Raw genomic sequence first — 3557 nt, 5'->3', positions numbered from 1 at the left:
TCCGACCGGCCCGACCGGCCCGACCGGCCCGACCGGCCCGACCGGCTGCGGCCCGCCCGGCCCCCGCCCGACTTGGTCCCGGCCCGACTTGGTCCCGGCCCGAGTTGGTCCAGCTCGGCTCAATCCAACCGCGACTCGGCCAAGCCCGCATTCATTCCTTGACCCTGACCCAGGCATGATCGGCGCGGCCCTGACCGACCAAGTCCAGCCCGGACCCGGGCCCCGACCCGGATCCAGCCTGACTGGCGCGGTCCGGCCGGCCCGGCTCGGCTCTGGCTCCGCCTAGCCCGGTCCGAGCTAGCCGCGGGTCCGGTCCGCGTCTCCTGTCGGGGGCCGGGATTAGCTGATCACTGGTCGTCATCACTGCCCTTGTCGCGGTGCCGCACCGCCCTCCAGCGGCGGCAGCCCCTCGACGGCTTCTCGATGGCACTAATGGCAGGATCCTGCTTTGTCTGCTTTGTTGGCCACTTGTTGTCGAAGCGCCGGTGCCCTCGTTGCCGGCATCGCCGGGCTTCGGTCGCCCAATGACTGCCGGAGTTTCGCTGATTCTCAGGTCGTGGAAACGGCTCGAAGAGATGGAGTCCGAGATGAGTGTCGAGCGCCCTGACCCCCCGCTGATCGCCAGCGAGCGAGAGATGCTGCGCGTCTTCCTCGACTTCCACCGCTCGACCCTCGCGATGAAGTGCGAGGGTCTGACCGACGATCAACTCCGCGAGCGCTCCATGCCGCCCTCGACCCTTACGCTCCTAGGCCTGGTTCGCCACATGGCCGAGGTCGAACGAACGTGGTTCCGCCGCGCCATTGCCGGCGAGGACATACCCCTGGTTTGGTCGGACGAGTTCGACTTCCAAGCCGCCTACGACGCTTCGAGCTCCACACGCTCAGAAGCCTTCGACGCCTGGGAGTCCGAGGTAGCGCGCTCTCGTCAGATCGAGTCCGGTGCAGAGTCGTTGGAAGTGCTCGGCTATCAGCCCCGCTGGAAAGAGCACGTCTCCCTGCGCTTCGTCATGCTCCACCTGATCCACGAGTACGCCCGCCACAACGGCCACGCCGACTTCCTCCGCGAAGGCGTCGACGGCACAGTCGGCGCCTGACCGTTTAGGTCCCTCACCCGACTCCGCAGCAGTTGGTTGCCTTCGTCGGAGGCTGGCACCGTGCTGACGGTCTGCCGGTGAGGCTGCACCATATCTCCCGAGACTCCCCCGGTTGACATCCGTTTCACGTGAAACAACTGCCCACTCTGCTGTGTTCGTGAGCTGGCCAGGTTGACCGACTCGATCGTTTCGCTCAGCGGCATGGACGTGGCCTCGTCAATCAGTGAGCTTGAAGGCGTCGGCGGCGCGCTCAGATGAGCTTCTGATGGCCCAACGAATCGCCGGGACGCCGGGATCAGTGTTGGCGTCGACCTCTTTCCAGCGGTAGCCGTGGCGACACCAGAAGGGGCTCGGCGCTGCCACTGCTTCACGGCGTAGCTGCGCTGGCTTGCTCTTCTCTTCCTTGCTCGGGCAGCCTCCCGCATCCGCCCGGTCCGCCGGTCGGATCCGGGTGCATCCGGTGAGCTCGGTCGTATACCGGCGCCTCACTCGACCCTTCTCCTGGTCGACGCCGAATACGCTCCGCTGGCCCTGGCTTCATGGCCGGCTACGTCCTCGGAGCAGAGCAGCCGCATGAACGCCAGCTGCGCCGCGCCCCGTCTTGTTTCACGTGAAACAGACGCTCTCCCGATCTCAAGTAAGCCGGCGACCGCATCTCGGGGGTCCTGTCGTCACCACAGAAGTGTGAATCTCTCCATGTAAGCGCCTCCAGCCCTAGCCGCGTGCCTGGGACCCGGCTGCCGCCCGTCCATCTCCGATCTCCTGCCATCGCTCAGCCAAAGGAGAGCGCTCAATACCTTCTCACCGGCTACGGCAAGCCGAGCCCTGAGGCGCTCAGTTGTGGTTAGCCAGGATCATGGCCGACGCCGAAGCGCTTCTTGTTAGGGCGAGTCTCTACATCGCCGAGGGGGGCCAGCAGCGTGGACAGACGAATCACGTTGGATCCGCGCGGGAATCCGTTGGCGTGCCTGGACGCCAGGCGGGTTCGTCGTTTCACGTGAAACGCAAAGACCCGAGTCGCCGAAGGCTTGGCCGATGTCCAGGCGTCAGGTCGGCGGCCCTATGGCCGCTCGCCCCGTTGTCTGGCCGGCGTGCTGCAGGACCGCCCGTCGGACAGCCATATGGACTGCCCGGGTCTTCCTGCTCGCCGGCTACCCCGCGCCTGGCGTCCCGCTCGACGACCTTGGCAACGCAAACGGATGCAGGATCAGTAAGCGCGCGGCCCGAGAGCCAGCTAATCAGTCCGTCGGTCCGCGGCTTCAGGAAGGCTCCGACCGGCAACCCAAAGTTTGTGGGGGCACCGAGAGAATTGGCCACGGTCGCGGGCTCACTCGCCTGCACCCCAGCCTATGGAGGTGCGCTTCCGCGTGTCTGACGACCCGAGTGTTTGACCGAAGTACAGTCGGCCGCCCTGCGTCGGGCCGCCCTGCGTCGGGCCGCCCTGCGTCGGGCCGCCCTGCGTCGGGCCGCCCTGCGTCGGGCCGCCCTGCGTCGGGCCGCCCTGCGTCGGGCCGCCCTGCGTCCTTAGGTGGCGAAGTCCGGCCCGCCAAGTTGGCGCTGAAGTGGCGACAACTGTGGCTCGCACCAGCGCCTCGTCGCTAGGCGATGACTCGATCGGTTCTCCCTGACGTTCGCCCCCACAAGCCCGGCGTTCGGGCGGAGGAACCTCGAGTGTTCGACATCGGCGTGGCCGTGGGTGGAATCAGGGACCAAGCGTCGCCATGGTGCTCCCAGCTTCGTATAGGCCACGCTCTCGAACCCAGGCGATGCCGCCGTCCGTTAGGAAAGGATGCCTCCGCCGTCTACGGGCACGCGCTAAACAAAGAACAAGAAGGTGCGGATGGTCTAACCGATCTTCTCGCGGTGCCCTAGCCGCAGCCGAAGCGGGGATCCTGAGCGGGCCCAGGCCGCTTCGCTGGGACCGTTTCACGTGAAACCACGCAGTCGGTCGACCGGCCCGCTAACCCGAAGGTCCCTCCAGCCGCAGCCGCGCCCGCCTCACTCCCGCGGTAAGTCCCCCGTCCACGACGTGGGTCGGCCGCAGCGATCGACCTTCTTGCCTCGGCGAGGTCAAGTCCACGGATCACATGGCAGAGGCATACGGGAAGCCGCGAGCTGCACAGTCGTTGCTCGGCGCCCGTACTGGCGATCCCACCTCGTGCTCTGATGGAAGTGGTCGAGAAGGTGGCGCTTCCCGCCGGCCTCGACATCTCCTGCCCAGGTATCCCGGCGACAGTTCCGCTGACGGAAGTCCGCTATGGCGGAGGGCATCCGTCGAGCCCGTTCTGTGGTTTCCCGGATCTGCCACTCGGCTATGCCGGCGGGAGTTGTGTCGGAGGGGCGCTCCAGAGCGATCGTCTCCCCGCCTGGTCACGTCCACTGGCGTGGTGTAAGAGGCGGCCAGCGCTGATCCGTTGGTGTTGATGTTAGGCGGCGATCTCTGCCGATGGGGTGGCGGATTCG

At 66.8% G+C, this 3557-nt stretch carries 1 protein-coding gene; it reads left to right on the top strand.

Features of this window, described 5'->3' with window-relative positions:
* Positions 1 to 587 precede the first annotated feature (587 nt).
* Positions 588 to 1094 carry a DinB family protein gene (locus AB0M88_RS00990; protein WP_364093524.1) on the top strand — a complete coding sequence of 169 codons (507 nt, stop codon included), beginning with the start codon at positions 588 to 590 and terminating at the stop codon, positions 1092 to 1094.
* The last annotated feature ends 2463 nt before the right edge of the window (positions 1095 to 3557 follow it).

The organism is Actinoplanes sp. NPDC051411, from assembly GCF_040682075.1.
Lineage (GTDB): Bacteria > Actinomycetota > Actinomycetes > Mycobacteriales > Micromonosporaceae > Actinoplanes.
This window is presented reverse-complemented; position numbering and strand designations above follow the sequence as displayed.